17 protein-coding genes are annotated in these 19,969 nt (G+C 71.0%); all 17 read left to right on the top strand.

Going from position 1 to position 19,969, the window contains the following annotated elements; genetic code table 11:
* Nucleotides 1-107: 107 nt before the first annotated feature.
* The 17 genes from hslV to ftsZ all read left to right on the top strand — a co-directional run bounded on the left by hslV (nt 108) and on the right by ftsZ (nt 19,914).
* A complete protein-coding gene (gene hslV, locus GAK38_RS05385) occupies nt 108-656 on the top strand; it encodes an ATP-dependent protease subunit HslV (protein WP_325342092.1) in 549 nt (182 codons plus the stop codon).
* Nucleotides 656-1,981 (top strand): ATP-dependent protease ATPase subunit HslU, encoded by a 1,326-nt coding sequence (gene hslU, locus GAK38_RS05380; protein ID WP_325342091.1) that lies wholly within the window; start codon nt 656-658, stop codon nt 1,979-1,981. Before hslV ends, hslU begins: the two co-directional genes overlap by 1 nt.
* 245 nt (nt 1,982-2,226) lie before the next feature.
* Entirely contained in the window at nt 2,227-2,655 is a 429-nt protein-coding gene (gene mraZ / locus GAK38_RS05375) for a division/cell wall cluster transcriptional repressor MraZ (protein ID WP_325342186.1), read from the top strand.
* A 9-nt stretch (nt 2,656-2,664) separates the two neighbouring features.
* A complete protein-coding gene (gene rsmH, locus GAK38_RS05370) occupies nt 2,665-3,612 on the top strand; it encodes a 16S rRNA (cytosine(1402)-N(4))-methyltransferase RsmH (protein ID WP_325342090.1) in 948 nt (315 codons plus the stop codon).
* Entirely contained in the window at nt 3,609-3,932 is a 324-nt protein-coding gene (gene ftsL / locus GAK38_RS05365; protein WP_325342088.1) for a cell division protein FtsL, read from the top strand. Before rsmH ends, ftsL begins: the two co-directional genes overlap by 4 nt.
* Nucleotides 3,929-5,674 carry a peptidoglycan D,D-transpeptidase FtsI family protein gene (locus GAK38_RS05360; protein ID WP_325342086.1) on the top strand — a complete coding sequence of 582 codons (1,746 nt, stop codon included), beginning with the start codon at nt 3,929-3,931 and terminating at the stop codon, nt 5,672-5,674. The genes ftsL and GAK38_RS05360 overlap by 4 nt, the downstream gene beginning before the upstream one ends.
* The gene (locus GAK38_RS05355) at nt 5,665-7,158 is read left to right on the top strand and encodes a UDP-N-acetylmuramoyl-L-alanyl-D-glutamate--2,6-diaminopimelate ligase (RefSeq protein WP_443089158.1); all 1,494 of its coding nucleotides are present in this window, start codon (nt 5,665-5,667) and stop codon (nt 7,156-7,158) included. The genes GAK38_RS05360 and GAK38_RS05355 overlap by 10 nt, the downstream gene beginning before the upstream one ends.
* On the top strand, nt 7,155-8,558 hold the full coding sequence (locus tag GAK38_RS05350) for a UDP-N-acetylmuramoyl-tripeptide--D-alanyl-D-alanine ligase (RefSeq protein ID WP_325342082.1): 1,404 nt from the start codon (nt 7,155-7,157) through the stop codon (nt 8,556-8,558). The genes GAK38_RS05355 and GAK38_RS05350 overlap by 4 nt, the downstream gene beginning before the upstream one ends.
* A gap of 46 nt (nt 8,559-8,604) precedes the next feature.
* Nucleotides 8,605-9,783, top strand: coding sequence for a phospho-N-acetylmuramoyl-pentapeptide-transferase (gene mraY / locus GAK38_RS05345; RefSeq protein ID WP_325342080.1), 1,179 nt, complete (start codon nt 8,605-8,607; stop codon nt 9,781-9,783).
* Nucleotides 9,780-11,516, top strand: a complete 1,737-nt coding sequence (locus GAK38_RS05340; RefSeq protein ID WP_325342078.1) for a Mur ligase family protein — start codon at nt 9,780-9,782, stop codon at nt 11,514-11,516. Before mraY ends, GAK38_RS05340 begins: the two co-directional genes overlap by 4 nt.
* The gene (ftsW, locus tag GAK38_RS05335) at nt 11,513-12,787 is read left to right on the top strand and encodes a putative lipid II flippase FtsW (protein ID WP_325342076.1); all 1,275 of its coding nucleotides are present in this window, start codon (nt 11,513-11,515) and stop codon (nt 12,785-12,787) included. Before GAK38_RS05340 ends, ftsW begins: the two co-directional genes overlap by 4 nt.
* A gap of 47 nt (nt 12,788-12,834) precedes the next feature.
* Entirely contained in the window at nt 12,835-13,908 is a 1,074-nt protein-coding gene (murG, locus tag GAK38_RS05330; protein ID WP_325342074.1) for an undecaprenyldiphospho-muramoylpentapeptide beta-N-acetylglucosaminyltransferase, read from the top strand.
* A 76-nt stretch (nt 13,909-13,984) separates the two neighbouring features.
* Nucleotides 13,985-15,403, top strand: a complete 1,419-nt coding sequence (gene murC, locus GAK38_RS05325; RefSeq protein WP_325342072.1) for a UDP-N-acetylmuramate--L-alanine ligase — start codon at nt 13,985-13,987, stop codon at nt 15,401-15,403.
* Nucleotides 15,400-16,383, top strand: coding sequence for a D-alanine--D-alanine ligase (locus GAK38_RS05320; protein ID WP_325342070.1), 984 nt, complete (start codon nt 15,400-15,402; stop codon nt 16,381-16,383). Before murC ends, GAK38_RS05320 begins: the two co-directional genes overlap by 4 nt.
* Nucleotides 16,384-16,386: 3 nt before the next feature.
* The gene (locus tag GAK38_RS05315; protein WP_325342068.1) at nt 16,387-17,223 is read left to right on the top strand and encodes a cell division protein FtsQ/DivIB; all 837 of its coding nucleotides are present in this window, start codon (nt 16,387-16,389) and stop codon (nt 17,221-17,223) included.
* Nucleotides 17,224-17,270: 47 nt separating this feature from the next.
* Entirely contained in the window at nt 17,271-18,500 is a 1,230-nt protein-coding gene (gene ftsA / locus GAK38_RS05310) for a cell division protein FtsA (RefSeq protein WP_325342066.1), read from the top strand.
* Nucleotides 18,501-18,705: 205 nt separating this feature from the next.
* Nucleotides 18,706-19,914 carry a cell division protein FtsZ gene (gene ftsZ / locus GAK38_RS05305; protein ID WP_325342064.1) on the top strand — a complete coding sequence of 403 codons (1,209 nt, stop codon included), beginning with the start codon at nt 18,706-18,708 and terminating at the stop codon, nt 19,912-19,914.
* Nucleotides 19,915-19,969 lie beyond the last annotated feature (55 nt).

The following is a 19,969-nucleotide window of genomic DNA, read 5'->3' as shown; positions in this document are numbered from 1 at the left end:
GCGGGCGACGGCCGGGTGCTTCAGGGGTGCTACTGGGGGAGTATGTTTCCCCGCTTTGGGCTGCGAGGCGGTTGCAATGCGTGGCGCCGCCCCCACCTCCGGCAGCTATGGAGCAATATCACGGAACCACCATCGTCAGCGTGCGCCGCCAGACGGCCGACGGCGTGCAGGTCGCCATCGGCGGCGACGGCCAGGTCACGCTGGGCAACATCGTCGTCAAGGGCTCGGCCCGCAAGGTCCGCCGGCTGCACCACGGCAAGGTCCTCGCGGGCTTCGCCGGCGCCACGGCCGACGCCTTCACCCTGTTCGAGCGATTCGAGGCCAAGCTCGACAAGCACCAGGGCCACCTCGTGCGCGCGGCCATCGAGCTGACCAAGGACTGGCGCACCGACCGCGTGCTGCGCCGGCTCGAAGCCATGCTCGCCGTGGCCGACCGCGACGCCTCGCTGATCATCACCGGCAACGGCGACGTGCTGGAGCCCGAGCACGGCGTGATCGCCATCGGCTCCGGCGGCGCCTATGCGCAGTCCGCCGCCAAGGCGCTGCTCGACCACACCGCGCTGCCGGCGCGCGACATCGTCAAGAAGTCGCTGGAGATCGCCGGCGAGCTCTGCATCTACACCAACATGCACCACACGATCGAAAGCCTCGACTGATGTCTGCCTCCATGACCCCCCAGGAGATCGTCTCCGAGCTCGACCACCACATCGTCGGCCAGGCCCAGGCCAAGCGCGCCGTCGCGATCGCGCTGCGCAACCGCTGGCGCCGCCAGAAGGTCGACGAGAAGCTGCGCCACGAGATCACGCCGAAGAACATTCTGATGATTGGCCCCACCGGCGTCGGCAAGACCGAGATCGCCCGCCGCCTCGCGCGGCTGGCCGACGCGCCGTTCATCAAGGTCGAGGCGACCAAGTTCACCGAGGTCGGCTACGTCGGCAAGGACGTCGATTCGATCGTCCGCGACCTGGTCGAGGTCGCCGTCAAGCAGCTGCGCGAGTCCGAGCGGGCCAAGCTGCGCGTGCGCGCCGAGGACGCCGCCGAGGACCGCATCCTCGACGTGCTGATCCCGCCGGCCCGCGGCACCGACGCGCCGGCCGACAATGCCGCCCGCCAGGCCTTCCGCAAGAAGCTGCGCGAGGGCCAGCTCGACGACAAGGAGATCGAGATCGACCTGGCCGAGCCGCGCGCGCCGGTCGAGATCCTGGGGCCGCAGGGCATGGAAGGCATGACCGAGCAGCTGCGCGATCTGTTCGGCCAGATGGGTCAGGGCCGCCGCAAGACACGCAGGCTGCGCATCGGCGAGGCGCTCCGGCTGCTGGTCGACGAGGAGGCCGGCAAGCTGGTCAACGAGGACGAGATCCGCACGCTGGCGCTCGCCAATGCCGAGCAGAACGGCATCGTCTTCATCGACGAGATCGACAAGGTCGCCTCGCGCCAGGAAGGCGGATCGGGCGCCGGCGAGGTCTCGCGCCAGGGTGTGCAGCGCGACCTGCTGCCGCTGGTCGAAGGCACGACCGTGACCACCAAGTACGGCATGGTCAAGACCGACCACATCCTGTTCATCGCCTCGGGCGCCTTCCACCTGAGCAAGCCGAGCGACCTGATCCCCGAACTGCAGGGGCGCTTCCCGATCCGCGTCGAGCTGGAGTCGCTGTCGGTGCAGGACTTCGAGGCCATCCTCACGCAGACCCACGCCTCCCTGGTCAGGCAGTACCAGGCGCTGCTCGGCACCGAGGGGGTGACGGTGGAGTTCACCCCCGGGGGTATTTCCCGCATCGCCGAGGTGGCGCACGACGTGAATGAACGCACCGAGAACATCGGCGCGCGCCGGCTCTCCACCGTGATGGAGCGCCTGCTCGACGAGGTCAGCTTCGATGCCGCCAAACTGGCCGGCACCACCGTGACCGTGGACGAAGCCTATGTGGATGCGCGCATCACCGAGCGCAGCCGCGACGAGGACTGGTCGCGTTACATCTTGTAGGCAAGGCCGAGTTCCTTCACAAACTTATTGAAGAGCTTCGGCTAAGTCGTTCACCTGGAATGCTTTTGCGTAAGCGGGCATTTCAGATGAACAGCTAAGTCATTGATTTCATTGCAAAACTTTCCTGCAGGCCCCCTTGCGGCGGTCGCGTTTCCTGCTACAGTGCAAAAAAGTGGGATGAAGTGGCAAAAAGTGCCCATCCCATGCGCAGTCGGAAGCGTTTTGGGCGAACCGGGGTTTTTGCAGTGTTTCAAGGGGCTTCATCGCTGAGTCTGGATGCAAAGGGGCGGCTATCGGTGCCGACCCGGCATCGTGACGTCCTCAGCGCCACGGCCGCCGGAGCCCTCACCATCACCAAGCACCCTCATGGGTGCTTGATGGTTTTTCCCCGCCCCGAATGGGAGAAGTTCCGCGAGAGCGTGGCCAGGCTGCCGATGAACGCCCAGTGGTGGAAGCGCATCTTCCTGGGCAACGCGATGGACGTGGAGATGGATGGCTCCGGCCGCGTGCTCATCTCGCCCGAACTGCGCAGCGCCGCCGGCATCGCCAGGGACGCCGTGCTCCTGGGCATGGGCAGCCATTTCGAGCTCTGGGACAAGGCCACCTACGACCAGCAGGAGGCCGAGGCCATGCAGGGCGAGATGCCGGACGTCTTCAAGGACTTCTCTTTCTAGCGGGGCAGCGTGGACAACCAGTGGCGGCACACCACCGTCCTGCTCAACGAAGCAGTGGACGCCCTGTCGGCGCAGCCTGCGTCCGACGGCACGGCGGCGCAACTCGCGGCGGGCACCTACGTGGATGCCACGTTCGGCCGCGGCGGGCATGCGCGCCTGATCCTCTCGCGCCTGCCCGCGGGCGGCCGGCTCATTGCCTTCGACAAGGACATCGAGGCCGTCGCCGAGGCCGCGCGCATCGCCGATGCGCGCTTTGCGATCCGGCACGGGGGCTTCGTGGGGCTGGGCGACCTGCCCGCGGGCAGCGTGGCCGGCGTGCTGATGGACTTGGGCGTGAGTTCGCCGCAGATCGACAATCCCGAGCGCGGCTTCAGCTTCCGCGGCGACGGCCCGCTCGACATGCGCATGGACACGACGCGCGGCGAGAGCGTGGCCGACTGGCTCGCCACGGCCGACGTGCAACAGATCGCGGAGGTGATACGTGACTTCGGTAAAGAACGGTTTGCTGGCCCCATTGCAAAGGCGATTGTTGCGCGCCGGCAGGAGCGCGGCCCCCTTGCCCGCACAGCCGAACTGGCCGAACTCGTGGCCGGTGCGGTCAAGACCCGCGAGCCGGGCCAGAACCCTGCGACGCGCACATTTCAGGCACTGCGGATTTTCATCAACGCTGAGCTTGAAGAGCTCCAGCAGGCACTAGACGCCTGCCTGCGCGTGCTGGCGCCGGGCGGCCGGCTCGCGGTCATCAGCTTCCATTCGCTCGAAGACCGCATCGTCAAGACCTTCATCGCCCGGCATTCGAAGGAGGTCTACGACCGCCGCGCGCCGTTCGCGCCGCCCAAGCCGCAGCGCCTGCGCGCCATCGGGCGCATCAAGCCCTCGGCCGCCGAGGTCGAGGCCAACCCGCGCGCCCGCAGCGCCGTGCTGCGGGTGGCCGAGCGCACCGAGGTGCCCGCATGACCCGATTGAGCCTCGTGCTGCTGCTCGCCGTCATCGCGAGCGCGCTCTACCTCGTGCACACGCAGTACAAATCGCGCCAGCTGTTCACCGCGCTCGACCGTGCCGTGTCCGAGGGCCGCAGCCTCGCCACCGACTTCGACCGCCTGCAGGTCGAGCGCCGCGCCCAGGCCACTCCCCTGCGCGTGGAGAAGATGGCGCGCGACCAGCTCAAGATGCGCACGGCCACGCCGGCGATCACCCAGTACGTGCACGACAAGGGCACACCGGCGCCGGTGCCGCAGGACGCCGCCCCGGCCGCGCCGGCAGGAGCGTCCCAATGAGCCGCAGCGTGCGCTACGCCACCAGCCCGCTGCTGGCCAGCAAGACGCCGGTCTGGCGCAGCAAGTTCATCGTCGCGATGATCGCCTTCGGTTTCCTGGGGCTGGCCGGCCGCGCGCTCTACGTGCAGGTCGTGGGCAACGACTTCTTCCAGTGCCAGGGCGAGGTCCGCTTCGCCCGCACGCTGGAGCTGCCGGCCAACCGCGGCCGCATCCTCGACCGCAACGGCCTGATCCTCGCCTCCAGCGTGCCGGCCGCCAGCATCTGGGGCATTCCCGAGGACATCGACCGCGACGATCCCGAAGTGCGGGCCAAGCTCCAGCAGATCGCCAAGCTGCTGGAGATGCCGTTCGCCGAGTTCGAGAAGAAGATCGAGAACGAGGACAAGACCTTCGTCTGGATCAAGCGCCAGGTCGACTGGGACATCGGCCAGAAGATCGCCGCGCAGGGCGTCAAGGGCATCTACCAGCGCAAGGAATACAAGCGCCAGTACCCCGAGGGCGAGTCGGCCGCGCACGTGGTCGGCTTCACCAATGTGGAAGACCGCGGCCAGGAAGGCATGGAACTCGCCTTCAACGACGAGCTGGCCGGCAAGCCCGGCTCGCGCCGTGTGATCAAGGACCGCCTGGGCCGCGTGGTCGAGGGCGTGGGCGAGCAGATCCCGCCGGTCGACGGCAAGGACATCCAGCTGTCGGTGGACAGCAAGGTCCAGTTCTTCGCCTACCAGAAGCTGCGCGACGCGGTCACCGCCAACAAGGCCAAGGCCGGCAGCGTGGTCGTGCTCGACGCCGTCACCGGCGAACTGCTGGCGCTGGCCAACTATCCGAGCTACGACCCGGGCCACCGCGGCAACCTCACCGGCGAGCAGCTGCGCAACCGCGCGCTCACCGACACCTTCGAGCCCGGCTCGACGATGAAGCCGATCACCATCGCCACCGCGCTGGAGCTGGGCCGTGTGAAACCTTCGACGCTCATCGACACCAACCCGGGCCGCTACACGGTGACCGGCTCGACGATCACCGACACCAGCAACCATGGGCTGCTGACGGTCGAGGGCGTGATCCAGAAGTCGAGCAACATCGGCGCGACCAAGGTCTCGCAGCGCCTGTCGGCCCAGGAGATGTGGGACCACTTCAGCGCGCTCGGCTTCGGTCAGAAGCCGCAGATCCAGTTCCCCGGCGCGGTCAGCGGCCGGCTGCGGCCCTGGAAGAGCTGGCGGCCGATCGAGCAGGCCACCATGTCGTACGGCTACGGCCTGTCGGCCTCGCTGTTCCAGATGGCGCGCTCCTACACCGCCTTCGCCCATGACGGCAGCGTGATCCCGGCCACCATCCTCAAGAGCACCGGGGCGCCGGTCGGCACGCGCGTGTTCTCGGCCGAGAACGCGGCCGAGGTGCGCCACATGCTCTGGCTCGCGGCTGGCCCCGGCGGCACCGGCCAGAAGGCGCAGACCGTGAGCTATTCGGTCGGCGGCAAGTCCGGCACGGCGCGCAAGCAGGTCGGCCGCGGCTACGCCGCGGGCAAGTACCGCGCCTGGTTCACCGGCATGGCGCCGATCGAGAAGCCGCGCATCATCGTCGCCGTCATGGTCGACGAGCCGAGCGCCGGCTCCTACTACGGCGGCACCGTCGCCGGGCCGGTGTTCAGCGAAGTGGTGCAGCAGACGCTGCGCCTCATGGGCGTGCAGCCCGACCTCAGCGTCAAGCCGCAGATCGTGGCCGATCCGGTGCAGGAATCGCTGTGAGCCCGACGATCCTTCGCACTCCTGAACAGGCCGTGCAGTGGCTGCGCGCGCGCGCGCCCGGCACGCTGCAGACCGACAGCCGCGCGGTCGGCGCGGGCGACGGCTTCATCGCCTGGCCCGGTGCCGCGACGGATGGACGCGGCTTCGTCGGCAACGCTTTCGCGCAGGGCGCTGGGGCGGCGCTCGTGGAGGCCGAAGGCGCCGAGGTGTTCGACTTCGGCACGGCCGAGGTCGCGGCCTACCCTGGTTTGAAAGCCGCCACCGGCCCGATCGCCGCGCTGTGGTTCGGCCGGCCCTCGCACGCGCTCGACGTGCTGGCCGTGACCGGCACCAACGGCAAGACCAGCACCGCCTGGTGGCTGGCCCAGGCCGCCACGCAGGCCGGCATCGGCTGCGCCGTGGTCGGCACGCTGGGCACCGGCGTGCCGCCGGACGGCGTGGTCCACAACGGCCTGACGACGCCAGACCCGGTGCTGCTGCAGCGCGCCTTCCGCACGTTCGCCGACGGCGGGCTCCGGGCCGCGGCGATCGAGGCTTCGTCCATCGGCATCGCCGAGCAGCGCCTCGCGGGCACGCGCATCCGCACCGCGATCTTCACGAACTTCACCCAGGACCACCTCGACTACCACGGCAGCATGGAAGCCTACTGGCGGGCCAAGGTCGCGCTGTTCGCGCACGAGGGCCTGCGGGCCGCAGTGGTCAATGTGGACGATCCGGCCGGCGTGCGTCTGGCCGGCGAACTGGCCGGCGGGGGCCTGGACGTGTGGACCGTCTCGCTGCATGCCGGCGCCCGGCTGGTTGCGCAAGTCATTCAATATACCGCCCGGGGAATCTCCTGCCAGCTGGCGGAGAACGGGCACAGTGAGCCCATACCCCTCTATGCAGACATCGGCGGCGACTACAACCTGAGCAACCTGCTCGGCGTGGTCGCCGCGCTGCGCACCCTTGGCGTTCCGCTGGCCGAGGCCGCGGCGGCCTGCGCCCGGCTGGCACCGGTGCCCGGCCGCATGGAGCGCGTCGCGCGCGACGGCCAGCCGCTGGCGGTCGTGGACTATGCCCACACGCCCGATGCCATCGAGAAGGCGCTGGCCGCGCTGCGCCCGCTCAGCCGTGCGCGCGGCGGCCGGCTCATCTGCGTGTTCGGCTGCGGCGGCGACCGCGATGCGACGAAACGCCCGCGTATGGCCCAGGCCGCCGCGCGCGGCGCCGACCGCGTCTGGATCACCAGCGACAACCCGCGCAGCGAAGACCCGCGGGCCATCATCGAGCAGATCGCCGTCGGCCTGCCCGCGCTCGCCGATGCGTGCACCGAAGCGGACCGCGCCCGCGCGATCCACGCCGCGCTGGCCGAGGCCGCGCCGGCCGATGTGGTGCTGATCGCCGGCAAGGGCCACGAGGCCACCCAGGAGACGGCCGGCGTGCGCCGCCCGTTCTCCGACCGCGCCGAGGCCGAGGCCGCGCTCGCCGCAAGGACGGCTGCATGAGTGCCCTGGCGATGATGACCCTCGCGCAGGCCGCCGCCTGGGCCGGCGGCACGCTCATGGGCGACGGCACCGTGCCGGTCGCGCGCGTGCACACCGACACCCGCAGCCTCCGACCCGGCGACCTGTTCGTCGCGCTGCGCGGCGAGCGCTTCGACGCGCACGACTTCCTGCCGCAGGCCCGCGCCGCCGGCGCCGCCGCCGTGGTGGCCGAGCGCGGCCTCGACACGGCCGGCCTGCCCGGCGTGCGGGTGGACGACGGCCGCGCCGCGCTCGGCCGCATCGCCGCCGGCTGGCGCGCGCAGTTCGATCTTCCGCTCGTCGCGGTCACCGGCAGCAACGGCAAGACCACGGTCACCCAGATGGTCGCGGCCATCCTGCGCGCCTGGCACGGCGACGCGGCCTTCGCCACCCAGGGCAACCTCAACAACGACGTGGGCGTGCCGCTCACGCTGCTGCGGCTGCGCGCTTCGCACCGCGCCGGCGTGGTCGAACTCGGCATGAACCATCCGGGCGAGATCGCGCAGCTCGGATCGATAGCCCGGCCGACGGTCGCGCTGGTCAACAATGCCCAGCGCGAGCACCAGGAATTCATGCACACGGTCGAGGCCGTGGCCCGCGAGAACGGCGCGGCCATCGCGGCGCTCGATGCGGCCGGCGTGGCCGTGTGGCCGGCCGACGACGACTACGCTGGCGTCTGGCAGGCGCTGGCCGGCTCGCGCCGCCACATCACGTTCGCCACGCAAGGCCCGGCCGACGTGCGCCTGCGCCATGCCGACTGGCAGGGCGACGCCTGGCAGGTGCAGGTCGACACGCCGGCCGGCCCGCTGGAATTCACGCTGGGCATCGCCGGCGGCCACAACGTCAAGAACGCGCTCGCCGCCACGGCCGCCGCGCTCGGCGCCGGGGCGCCGCTCGCGGCCATAGGCGCCGGCCTCGCCGCGTTCGAGCCGGTCCAGGGCCGCTCGCGCGCCTTCCAGCTCCGGCTCGGCGGCCGCACGGTCACCGTGGTGGACGATACCTACAACGCCAACCCCGATTCGATGCGCGCCGCCGTCGACGTGCTCGCGGCCCTGCCGCAGCCGCAGCTGCTGGTGGCCGGCGACATGGCCGAGGTGGGCGACCAGGGCCCGGCCTTCCATGCCGAGGTCGGCGACCATGCCCGCGCGCGCGGCATCGGCCAGGTCTTCACGCTGGGGCGCCAGGCCGCGGCGATCGCGCGGCAGGCCGGTGCGGCCGGCCGCCATTTCGACGACCTCGCGCCGCTGCTGGAGGCGGTGCGCGCCGCGCTGCCGGCCGCAGGCAGCGTACTGGTCAAGGGTTCGCGCTCGATGCGCATGGAGCGGGTGGTCGAGGCGATCTCGGCCGCCGCCGGTTCGGACGGTTCAGGCAAGCAAGAATGACAACAGCAGCATCTCCTCTCTTCAACGTTTCGCCGGGGGCAGCCGCATGCTGCTGAGCCTGGCCCAATGGCTGCAGGGGCTGTCGCCCGAGCTCAGCTACTTCCGCGTGTTCCAGTACATCACGCTGCGCGCAGTGATGGCCGCCGTGACCGCGCTGCTGATCGGCCTGCTGGCCGGCCCGTTCGTGATCCGCAAGCTCGCCGAGCTCAAGATCGGCCAGCCGGTGCGCGGCTATGCGATGCAGTCGCACCTGTCGAAGAACGGCACGCCGACCATGGGCGGCGTGCTGATCCTGCTGGCCATCACCGTCTCGACGCTGCTCTGGGCCGACCTGTCCAACCGCTTCGTCTGGATCGTGCTGGCGGTGATGCTGGGCTTCGGCGCCATCGGCTGGGTGGACGACTGGCGCAAGGTCGTGCGCAAGGACCCGGAGGGCATGCGCTCGCGCGAGAAGTACTTCTGGCAGTCGGTCATCGGCCTGCTGGCCGCGCTCTACCTCGTGTTCAGCATCTCCGAGAACTCCAACGGGCGCGTGGTCGAGCTGTTCATCAACTGGGTGCGCTCGGGTTTCGACGTGAGCCTGCCGCCCAAGGCCGGCCTGCTGCTGCCGTTCTTCAAGGAGGTGAGCTACCCGCTCGGCGTGATCGGCTTCATGGTCCTGACCTACCTCGTGATCGTCGGGTCGAGCAACGCGGTCAACCTGACCGACGGGCTCGACGGCCTGGCGATCATGCCGGTGGTGATGGTCGGCGCCTCGCTTGGCGTGTTCGCCTACGTGACCGGCAGCGCCGCCTATTCGAAGTACCTGCTGTTCCCGCACATCCCGGGCTCGGGCGAGCTGCTGATCTTCTGCTCGGCCATGGCCGGCGCGGGGCTCGCGTTCCTCTGGTTCAACACGCACCCGGCCCAGGTCTTCATGGGCGACGTGGGCGCGCTCGCGCTCGGCGGCGCGCTCGGCGCCATCGCCATCATCGTGCGCCAGGAGATCGTTCTCGCGATCATGGGCGGCATCTTCGTGGTCGAGGCGCTGTCGGTGATGCTGCAGGTGGTCTGGTTCAAGTACACCCGCCGCCGCTGGGGCGAGGGCCGGCGGCTGCTGCGCATGGCGCCGCTGCACCACCACTTCGAGGAGGGCGGCTGGAAAGAGACGCAGGTCGTCGTGCGCTTCTGGATCATCACGATGCTGCTGTGCCTCGTGGGCCTGACCACGCTGAAACTCCGATGAAGCACCTTCAGGACCTCCCCGTACTGATCCTGGGGCTGGGCGCCTCGGGCCTGGCGATGGCGCGCTGGTGCGCCCGCCACGGTGCGCAGGTGACTGTGGCCGACACGCGCGAGGACCCGCCGCAGCGCGCCGCGCTCGCGCGGGACGTGCCGGGCGCCGCCTTCGTCGGCGGGCCGTTCACGCCGGCGCTGGTCGAGGGCACGACGGTGCGGGCGGTCTACCGCTCGCCCGGCCTGTCGCCGGCCGTGATCGCGCCGGTGGCCGATGCCGCGCGCGCGATCGGCCTGCCGGTCGGCGGCGAGCTGGATCTGTTCGCCCGGGCGCTGGCCGATCTGCGCGAGGCGGATGGAGCGGCTGCCGAAGCAGAGGAGGGTGCCGGGGAGTATAGACCTATAGTGTCCGAAGAGAGCGGGCTGCAAGATGATATCCCCGAGGGTATGAGGAATGGTCCCGATGCCGTTGCCCTGCCCGCGCCCGAGCCGGGCTACCGCCCGGCCGTACTCGCCATCACCGGCACCAACGGCAAGACGACCGTGACCGCGCTCACGGGCCAGCTCGTCGCGCGTGCCGGCAAGACGGTCGCGGTCGCCGGCAACATCGGCCCGACGCTGCTCGACACGCTGGCCGCGCGCATCGACGCGGGCACGCTGCCCGAGGTCTGGGTGCTCGAACTCTCCAGCTTCCAGCTCGACGGGGTGCAGGGCTTCGAGCCCACGGCGGCGGCGGTGCTCAACGTCACGCAGGACCACCTCGACTGGCACGGCGACATCGCCTCGTATGCCGCGGCCAAGGCGCGCATCTTCGGCGAGCGCGGGCTGCTGGTGCTCAACCGCGAGGACGACACGGTGATGGCCATGCTGCCGCCGCCCGGCCGCCCGAAGGCGGCCGCAGCCCCCTCGGGGGGCAGCGAAGCACGCGCAGCGGCGAGCGTGGGGGCACGAGGCTCTCCTTCGCCGGTCAAGGTCAAATGGCAGAAGCCGCGCCAGCGGCCCTGCGTCACCTTCGGCACCGACCTGCCGCAGCGCCCCGGCGACTACGGCATCGAGAACGTCAACGGCATGGCCTGGCTGGTGCGCGCGCTGGAGGCCGACGAGACCCGCCGCCGCAAGGACGGCCCGGAGGACCTGCACATCCAGCGCCTGATGCCGGCCGACGCGCTGCGCATCCGCGGCCGCCACAACGCGGCCAACGCGCTGGCCGCGCTGGCGCTGGCCCATGCGGCCGGCTGCCCGCTCGCGCCGATGCTCTTCGGCCTGCGCGAATACCGCGGCGAGCCGCACCGCGTCGAGCCGCTGGCCGTCATCGACGAGGTCGAATACTTCGACGACAGCAAGGGCACCAACGTCGGCGCCACCGTGGCCGCGCTCACGGGCCTGGGCGCCGAGCGCCGCATCGTCGCCATCCTCGGCGGAGACGGCAAGGGCCAGGACTTCGCGCCGCTGGCCGCGCCGGTCGCGCGCCATGCGCGCGCGGTGGTGCTGATCGGCCGCGATGCGCCGCAGATCCGCGCCGCGCTGGAAGACGCCGGCGTGCCGCTCCTCGACGCCGCCACGCTGGAGGAGGCCGTGCGCACAGCCGCCGGGCGCGCCCAGGCCGGCGACGCGGTGCTGCTGTCGCCGGCCTGCGCCAGCTTCGACATGTTCACCGGCTACGAGCACCGCGCCCGCGTGTTCGCTGGCGCGGTGCAGGCCCTGGCCGACGCGGCCGGCCTCACGCTGGAGAGCACGCCATGACCGTCACCGCACGCATCGCCTCCTGGTTCGGCCGCGGCGAGAAGGCCGGCGATCCGATGCCGGTGCATGCCGGCGTCTACAGCAGCAGCGCCGGCAGCGACTGGAGCCGTGCGAGCACCTCGCCGGCCACGGTCGCCGGCTTCGACCGGGCGCTGGTCTGGGTCGTCATCGCGCTCGTGGCCTGGGGGCTGGTCATGGTCTATTCGGCCTCGATCGCGCTGCCCGACAACCCGCGCTTCGCGCGCCAGGGCTTCCACCAGATGTCCTTCCTGCTGCGCCACGGCCTGTCGATCGTGCTGGCCTTCACCGGCGCGGTGCTGGCCTTCCAGGTGCCGATCAAGACCTGGGAGCGCTGGGCGCCCACGCTCTTCATCGCCTCGCTCGTGCTGCTGGCGCTGATGCTGGTGCCGCACGTGGGCCGCAGCGTCAACGGCGCGCGCCGCTGGCTGCCGCTGGGCGTCATGAACTTCCAGCCGTCCGAACTCGCCAAGTTCGCCACCGTGGTCTACGCGGCCGGCTACATGGTGCGGCGCATGGAGGTCAAGGAGCGCTTCTTCCGCGCCGTGCTGCCGATAGGCCTGGCCGTGGTGCTGGTCGGCGTGCTGCTGCTGGCCGAGCCCGACATGGGCGCCTTCATGGTGATCGCGGTGATCGCCATGGGCATCCTGTTCCTGGGCGGCGTGAACGCGCGCATGTTCTTCCTGATCGCCGCGCTCGTCGTCGTGGCCTTCGGCCTCATGGTCGCGGGCTCGGAGTGGCGGCGCGAGCGCATCTTCGCCTACCTCAACCCCTGGAACGAGAAGCATGCGCTCGGCAAGGGCTACCAGCTGTCGCATTCGCTGATCGCCATCGGCCGCGGCGAGATCTTCGGCGTGGGCCTGGGCGGCAGCGTCGAGAAGCTGCACTGGCTGCCCGAGGCGCACACCGACTTCCTGATGGCGGTGATCGGCGAGGAGTTCGGCCTGGTGGGCGTGCTCTGCGCGATCGTGCTGTTCCTCTGGCTCACGCGCCGCATCATGGTCATCGGCCGTCAGGCCATCGCGCTGGACCGCGTGTTCGCCGGCCTGGTCGCGCAGGGCGTGGGCATCTGGGTCGGCTTCCAGTCGTTCATCAACATGGGCGTCAACCTCGGCGCGCTGCCGACCAAGGGCCTGACGCTGCCGTTCATGAGCTACGGCGGCTCGGCCATCCTGCTGAACCTCGTGGCGATCGCGGTGGTGCTGCGGATCGACTGGGAGAACAGGGTGCTCATGAAAGGGGGCAGGGTATGACCCCATGCCGCCTATTGCATAAGTGCTTGGGGGGGGGGGATACTCCCTTGAGTCACCTCGTCATCATGGCGGCCGGCACCGGCGGCCACGTGATCCCCGGCCTCGCGGTCGCGCGCGAGATGCTCTCGCGCGGCTGGACGGTCAGCTGGATCGGCACGCCCGCGGGCATGGAGAACACGCTGGTGCCGCCCGCCGGCATCGCGCTCGACCGGCTCGCGTTCGGTGGCCTGCGCGGCAAGGGCCCGCTGCAGGCGCTGCGCGGCGCGGCCACGCTGCTGGCATCGTTCTTCCAGGGCTGGCGCATCCTGCGGCAGCGCCGCGCCGACGCGGTGCTCGGCATGGGCGGCTATGTCTGCTTTCCCGGCGGGCTCGTGGCCGGCGTGCTCGGCAAGCCGCTCGTGCTGGTCAACGCCGACGCGGCGCTGCTGCTGTCCAACAAGGCCCTGCTGCCGGTGGCCGACCGCGTCGCGTTCGGCTTCGACGGCCCCGACGCGCAGCGCACGAAGCGCGCCGTGGTCACCGGCAACCCGGTGCGCCGCGAGATCGAATCGCTGCCGCCGCCGGCCGAGCGCTTCGCCGGCCGCGCGGGGCCGCTGCGGCTGCTCGTCGTCGGCGGCAGCCTCGGCGCGCGCGTGCTCAACAAGACGGTGCCGGCCGCGCTCGCGCTGCTGCCGCCCGAGGAGCGGCCGCTCACGCTGCACCAGACCGGCACCGCCCATGCCGACGGCGTGCAGGCGGCCTATGCGCAGGCCGGCGTGCAGGCCGAGGTGGTGCCGTTCATCGCCGACATGGCCGCCGCGCTCGCGCACTGCGACCTCGTGGTCTGCCGCGCCGGCGCGGTGACCGTCAGCGAACTCTGCGCCGCCGGCGTCGCCAGCGTGCTGGTGCCGCTCGTGATCCGCACCACCGCGCACCAGCGCGACAACGCCGCGTTCCTGGCCGGCCACGGCGCGGCCGTGCACCTGCCGCAGTCCGACCTGAGCGCCGGGCGGCTGGCCGAGCTGCTGCGCGGCACCACGCGCGACGGGCTGCTGTCGCTCGCGCAGCAGGCGCGCGCGCTAGCCCGGCCGCAGGCCGCGGCGCGCGTGGCCGACGAGATCGAGAAAGCCGCAGCCCGATGAAGCACGCGATCCGCCACATCCATTTCGTCGAAGGCATCAAGGATGCCGACGAATCCATCGTGCGTGGAGGCCGCCGGTGAAGCACGCCATCCGCCACATCCATTTCGTCGGCGTCGGCGGCGCCGGCATGTCCGGCATCGCCGAGGTGCTGCACAACCTGGGCTACACCGTCTCGGGCTCCGATCTGGCCGACAGCGCCACGCTGCGCCGGCTCGCGGGCCTGGGCATCGCCACGCAGGTCGGCCACGCCGCCGCGCACATCGAGGGCGCCGACGCGGTCGTCACCTCCACCGCGGTGCGGGCCGACAACCCCGAGGTGCGGGCTGCCCGCGCGCGGAAGATCCCGGTCGTGCCGCGCGCGCTGATGCTGGCCGAGCTGATGCGCCTGAAACGCGGCATCGCGATCGCCGGCACCCACGGCAAGACGACCACGACGAGCCTCGTCACCGCGGTGCTGGCCGAGGGCGGGCTGGACCCGACCTTCGTGATCGGCGGCAGGCTCAACAGCGCCGGCGCCAACGCCCGGCTCGGCGCGGGCGAGTACATCGTGGTCGAGGCCGACGAGTCCGACGCCTCGTTCCTCAACCTGCTGCCGGTCATGGCCGTCGTCACCAACATCGATGCCGACCACATGGAGACCTACGGCCACGACATCGGCCGGCTCCGCCAGGCCTTCGTCGACTTCCTGCACCGCATGCCGTTCTACGGCGCGGCCGTGCTCTGCGTGGACAGCCCCGGCGTGCGCGCCATCCTGGCCGACGTGTCGCGCCCGGTGACGAGCTACGGCCTGGGCGAGGACGCGCAGGTGCGCGCAGTGAAGGTGCGCGCCGTCGGCCCGCAGATGCACTTCACGGTGCAGCGCCGCAACGGCGTCACGCTGGCGGACCTGGACGTGGTGCTCAACCTGGCCGGCGAGCACAACGTGCGCAACGCGCTCGCGGCCATCGCCGTGGCCGCCGAACTCAACGTGCCGGACGAGGCCGTGCTGCGCGCGCTCGCCGCCTTCGGCGGCGTGGGCCGGCGCTTCCAGCGCTATGGCAACGTGCCTGCGCGCAGCGGGGGCAGCTTCGCCGTCATCGACGACTACGGCCACCATCCGGTCGAGATGGAAGCCACGCTCGCGGCCGTGCGCGGCGCCTTCCCGGGCCGCCGCGTGGTGCTCGCGTTCCAGCCGCACCGCTACAGCCGCACGCGCGACTGCTTCGAGGACTTCGTCGCGGTCATCGGCCGCCATGCCGACGCCGTGCTGCTGACCGAGGTCTATGCGGCCGGCGAGAGCCCGATCGTCGCGGCCGACGGCCGGGCGCTGGTGCGCGCGCTGCGCGTGGCGGCCAAGGTCGAGCCGCTCTTCGTCGAGGACGTGGCCGCGCTGCCGCAGGCCGTCCTCGACAACGCCCGCGACGGCGACGTCGTCGTCTGCATGGGGGCAGGGAGTATAGGGTCAGTGCCGGCAGAAATCGTTCGTATTGGAAGTGTACTGGGAAGGGTATCGTGAGTCGCGCACCATCCATCGATCCCGCGTCGCTCGGCAAGGTCGCCGTGCTGCTCGGCGGCACCTCGGCCGAGCGCGAGGTGTCCCTCCTCTCCGGCACCGGCGTGCTCGCGGCGCTGCGCGCGCGCGGCGTCGATGCGCATGCGTTCGACCCGGCCGAACGCCGGCTCGAAGCCCTGAAGGACGAAGGCTTCGACCGCGCCTTCATCACGCTGCACGGCCGCCACGGCGAGGACGGCACGGTCCAGGGCGCGCTCGAACTGCTCGGCATCCCCTACACCGGCCCCGGCGTGCTGGCCTCGGCCATCGCGATGGACAAGGTCATGACCAAGCGCATGTGGATCGCCGAAGGGCTGCCCACGCCGCGCTACGTGCGTCTGGCCTCCGACCAGCAGGCGCGCGAGCAGGTGCGCGTGGTGCCCGACGTGCTGGGCCTGCCGCTGATCGTCAAGCCGCCGCGCGAGGGCTCGTCCATCGGCGTCTCCAAGGTGGGCGGCTACTCCGAGATGCAGGACGCGGTCGCGCTGGCCGCGCGGTACGACCCCGACGTGCTCTGCGAGGAGTTCATCGACGGCGAGGAGGTCACCTGCCCGGTGATCGGCACCGGCGCCGACGCGCGCGCGCTGCCGGTGGTGCGCATCCAGGCGCCCGAGGGCGCCTACGACTACCAGAACAAGTACTTCACCGACGCGGTGCAGTACCACTGCCCGAGCGGCCTGCCCGCCGACGAGGAGCGCGAGATCCAGCGCATCGTGCTCGCGAGCTACCGCACGCTCGGCTGCCGCGGCTGGGGCCGCGCCGACATCATGGTCCGCGCGAGCGACCGCAGGCCCTTCCTGCTGGAACTCAACACCGCCCCCGGCATGACCAGCCATTCGCTGGTGCCGCTGTCGGCGCGCGCGGCCGGCATTTCGTACGAGGACCTGTGCCTGCGCATCGCCGCGTCGGCCGGGCTCGATTCCACCGACCGCCACAACGACTGACCCATGGCCCAGGCCCTGCCGCCCCCGCCGTTCGACGTCCGGCTCATGAACATGACCGCCACGGTCCTGTTCCTGGGCTTCGGCGTGTTCGCGCTCGGCGCGGCCGTGTGGTGGGTCATGCGCAACCCGGCGTTCGCGGTCGGCCGCATCGTGGTGCAGGGCGACCTCGCCCACAACAGCGCGGCCACGCTGCGCGAGCACGTCGCCCCCCGGCTCGACGGCAACTTCTTCACCATCGACCTGGAGCGCACGCGCGAGGCCTTCCTGAGCGCGCCCTGGGTGCGCTCGGCCACGGTGCAGCGCGAGTTCCCCAACCGCCTGCGCGTGGTCATCCAGGAGCACCAGGCCGTCGCCTACTGGGGGCCGGCGTCGGACTCGACCCTGCTGAACCCGCAGGGCGAGGTGTTCGAGGCCGAGGGCGGCGACGAGGAGGACGACCTCCCGCGCCTCCAGGGTCCGGCTGCCGACGCGCCCGTGGTGCTGGCCATGTACCGCCGGCTGGAGCCGGTGTTCGCGCCGCTCGGCATGGACGTGGAGGAACTGGCGCTGTCGCCGCGCGGCGGCTGGCGCGTGCGGACCGACGGCGATGCGGTCATCGAACTCGGCGGCGGCACGCCCGAGCAGGTGGTCGCGCGCACGCAGCGCTTCGTGCGCACGGTGGGCGAGGTGGCGGCCAAGTACGGCCGCAAGCCCGACGCCCTGGAGGGAGCCGACCTGCGCCACACCGACGGCTATGCCGTGCGGCTGCGCGGCGTGACCACGGTGACGGCCGAGCAGGCCGCGCGGGCCCCGCAGGCCCCGCGCGCACGCCCGGCCGCCCACGCGGCAGGACGGCGGTGAGGATCGCGCTCAGCAGCACCCCTACAACGTAGACATCAGGCACGCATATGGCAAAGGAATACAAGGATCTGGTCGTCGGGCTCGACATCGGCACGGCCAAGGTCATGGCCGTGGTCGCCGAGGTGCAGTCCGGCGGCGAGCTCAAGCTCGCGGGCTTCGGCGTGGCGCCGAGCAACGGGCTCAAGCGCGGCGTGGTCGTGAACATCGACGCCACGGTGCAGAGCATCCAGCAGGCGCTCAAAGAGGCCGAGCTGATGGCCGACTGCAAGATCGCCCACGTCTACACCGGCATCACCGGCAGCCACATCCGCGGCCTGAATTCGAGCGGCATGGTCGCGGTCAAGGACAAGGAGGTCACGCCGGCCGATGTGGCCCGCGTGATGGAGACCGCCAAGGCGATCAACATCTCGACCGACCAGCGCCTGCTGCTCGTGGCTGCGCAGGAGTTCGTGATCGACGGCCAGGACGTGCGCGAGCCGATCGGCATGAGCGGCATCCGGCTCGAAGCCAAGATCCACATCGTGACCGGCGCCCAGAGCGCGGCCGAGAACATCATCAAGTGCGTGCGCCGCTGCGGCCTGGAGGTCGACGAGCTGCTGCTCAACCCGCTGGTGTCGAGCCAGGCCGTGCTGACCGACGACGAGCGCGAACTCGGCGTGGCCGTGGTCGACATCGGCGCCGGCACCACCGACGTGGCCATCTTCACCGGCGGCGCGATCCGCCACACCGCCGTGATCCCGATCGCCGGCGACCTCATCACGAGCGACATCGCCATGGCGCTGCGCACGCCGACCAAGGACGCCGAGGACATCAAGGTCGAGAACGGCGTGGCCAAGCAGCTGCTGGCCGACCCCGACACCCAGGTCGAGGTGCCGGGCCTGGGCGACCGCGCGCCGCGCATGCTCTCGCGCCAGGCGCTGGCCGGCGTGATCGAGCCGCGCGTGGAGGAGATCTTCTCGCTGGTGCAGCAGGTCATCCGCGAGTCGGGCTACGAGGAGGTGCTGTCCTCCGGCATCGTGCTGACCGGCGGCAGCGCCGTCATGCCCGGCATGGTCGAACTCGGCGAGGACATCTTCCTCAAACCGGTGCGCCGCGGCGTGCCGCACTACCGCGGCGCGCTGGCCGACATGGTGTCGCAGCCGCGCGCCGCCACCGTCATGGGCCTGCTCGAAGAAGCCCGCCGCGCGCGACTGCGCGGCTACAAGGTCGCGCAGAAGAACGGTTCGGTGAAGACCGCCTTCGGCCGCATCAAGGACTTCATCGTCGGAAACTTCTGATGACGTACTCCCGCCAGTTCTTCCGTAGCGTGTCGCACCCTCCGTGGCTCGCCCAGGGCGGGCCGCCCGGGCGATGGCGCCAGCGGCGAACCCGATGTCGGTCCGGCATCGCACCTGCCAGCAACCGATCGTTGACAACCTCCGCTTTCCCAACCACCCCCCGCTTGTACCGACAGCAGCAAATTACATTCAGGAGTTCAGCATCATGGCCATCGAAATGATCGAAGACGAAACGTTCAACCAGGGCACGCAGATCAAGGTGATCGGCGTTGGCGGCGGCGGCGGCAACGCCGTCGATCACATGATCGGGCGCAGCGTGCAGGGCGTCGAATTCATCTGCGCGAACACCGACGCCCAGGCGCTCACGCGCAGCGCCGCGCACAAGGTGATCCAGCTCGGCACCAGCGGCCTGGGCGCGGGCAGCAAGCCCGAGAAGGGCCGCGAGGCCGCCGAAGCGGCCGTCGAAGACATCCGCGCGGCCATCGAGGGCGCGCACATGCTGTTCATCACGGCCGGCATGGGCGGCGGCACCGGCACCGGCGCGGCGCCGGTGATCGCGCGCGTGGCCAAGGAGATGGGCATCCTCACCGTCGGCGTGGTCACCAAGCCGTTCGAGTTCGAGGCCGCCAAGCGCATGGCCAACGCCGAGCAGGGGCTGGCCGAACTGGAGGCCAACGTCGATTCGCTGATCGTCGTGCTCAACGACAAGCTGCTCGAAGTGCTCGGCGACGACATCGTGCAGGAAGAGGCCTTCGCCCATGCCAACGATGTGCTGAAGAACGCCGTCGGCGGCATCGCCGAGATCATCAACGTGCCGGGCCAGATCAACGTCGACTTCGAGGACGTGCGCACCGTCATGGGCGAGACCGGCAAGGCCATGATGGGCACGGCGCTGGCCGAGGGCCCGGACCGCGCCCGCATCGCGGCCGAGCAGGCCGTGGCCTGCCCGCTGCTCGAAGGCGTGGACCTGTCGGGCGCCAAGGGGGTGCTGGTGCTGATCACCGCTGCGCGCGGCAGCCTCAAGCTGTCGGAGTCCGGCAAGGCGATGAACACCATCCGTGCCTATGCCTCGCCCGAAGCGCACGTGATCTACGGCACCGCCTACGACGATTCGCTGGGCGACCAGATCCGTGTGACCGTCGTGGCCACCGGCCTGGCCCGCCAGGGCCAGCGCCGCCAGGCCCCGCCGCTGCAGGTGCTGCGCACCGGCACCGACAACGTGGCCTACAGCCTGTCCGGCGCCGCCGGCGGTGCAGCGCCCGGCGGCGTGCAGGGCGCGGACTACGGCAGCATGGCCGTGCCCAGCGTCTGGCGCACCAACCGCAGCCAGGCGGCGGCGCGCGTCGATGCGCTGTCCTCGGGCGGCATGGACGACCTGGAGATCCCGGCGTTCCTGCGCAAGCAGGCGGACTGATCCAGGCCCCGCGTCGGCGGCGCTTTTCCGTTTCCGCACCCTCTCCCGCGTGCGG

It is taken from the genome of Xylophilus sp. (assembly GCA_009914555.1).
Classification (GTDB): domain Bacteria; phylum Pseudomonadota; class Gammaproteobacteria; order Burkholderiales; family Burkholderiaceae_C; genus WNDY01.
This window is presented reverse-complemented; position numbering and strand designations above follow the sequence as displayed.

Coding starts and splice junctions, on each gene's coding strand:
- hslV (WP_325342092.1), top strand. CDS start 108: ATGGAGCAATATCACGGAACCACCATCGTCAGCGTGCGCCGCCAGACG.
- hslU (WP_325342091.1), top strand. CDS start 656: ATGTCTGCCTCCATGACCCCCCAGGAGATCGTCTCCGAGCTCGACCAC.
- ftsL (WP_325342088.1), top strand. CDS start 3,609: ATGACCCGATTGAGCCTCGTGCTGCTGCTCGCCGTCATCGCGAGCGCG.
- GAK38_RS05360 (WP_325342086.1), top strand. CDS start 3,929: ATGAGCCGCAGCGTGCGCTACGCCACCAGCCCGCTGCTGGCCAGCAAG.
- GAK38_RS05350 (WP_325342082.1), top strand. CDS start 7,155: ATGAGTGCCCTGGCGATGATGACCCTCGCGCAGGCCGCCGCCTGGGCC.
- mraY (WP_325342080.1), top strand. CDS start 8,605: ATGCTGCTGAGCCTGGCCCAATGGCTGCAGGGGCTGTCGCCCGAGCTC.
- GAK38_RS05340 (WP_325342078.1), top strand. CDS start 9,780: ATGAAGCACCTTCAGGACCTCCCCGTACTGATCCTGGGGCTGGGCGCC.
- ftsW (WP_325342076.1), top strand. CDS start 11,513: ATGACCGTCACCGCACGCATCGCCTCCTGGTTCGGCCGCGGCGAGAAG.
- GAK38_RS05315 (WP_325342068.1), top strand. CDS start 16,387: ATGGCCCAGGCCCTGCCGCCCCCGCCGTTCGACGTCCGGCTCATGAAC.
- ftsA (WP_325342066.1), top strand. CDS start 17,271: ATGGCAAAGGAATACAAGGATCTGGTCGTCGGGCTCGACATCGGCACG.
- ftsZ (WP_325342064.1), top strand. CDS start 18,706: ATGGCCATCGAAATGATCGAAGACGAAACGTTCAACCAGGGCACGCAG.